The organism is Pseudanabaena sp. PCC 9330 (genome assembly GCF_055795045.1).
This window is the reverse complement of the sequence record NZ_JAYFES010000024.1, coordinates 1-449: the sequence shown is the minus strand read 5'-3', so window position 1 is coordinate 449 and position 449 is coordinate 1. Positions and strand designations below refer to the sequence as shown.

The window sequence follows — 449 nt, the reverse complement described above, 5'->3', positions numbered from 1 at the left end:
AATGTAGGTCATGTCAGCCACCCACACCCGGTCGGGTTCTGTCGTCGTAAAGTCTCTGTCCAAGTGATTCTCAGCGATGGGCCAGGCATGCTTAGAAGCCGAGACCGAGCGCTGATGCCGAGCTTAGCCATTAACCGCACCACCCGTTGACGGCTGACGCTCCAGTCTTGAGCCGCCAGGGCCGCCTGAATCCTAGGGGACCCATAGCTTTGGCGACTGGTGTCATAAATGCGTTGAATCTGGTCAGACAAGATCGCATTCTCCTGGGTTCTAGCGGAAGCGAGACGGCTGCACCAGGCGTAATAGCCACTCCTGGACTGCTTCAGGACTCGGCACATCAAGGCAATCGGAAAATTGACCTTCTCCCTCTGGATTAGCTCATAGGATCTGAGCTTTCCCGAGCAAAGAAGGTCGCGGCTTTTTTTAAGAAATCGCGCTCCATCCGCACC

1 protein-coding gene is annotated in these 449 nt (G+C 55.5%); it reads right to left on the bottom strand.

The window, feature by feature from the left end; translation table 11 throughout:
- Nucleotides 1-8 precede the first annotated feature (8 nt).
- A complete protein-coding gene (locus AC0QKW_RS00425) occupies nucleotides 9-338 on the bottom strand; it encodes an IS3 family transposase (protein WP_473149100.1) in 330 nt (109 codons plus the stop codon).
- Nucleotides 339-449 lie beyond the last annotated feature (111 nt).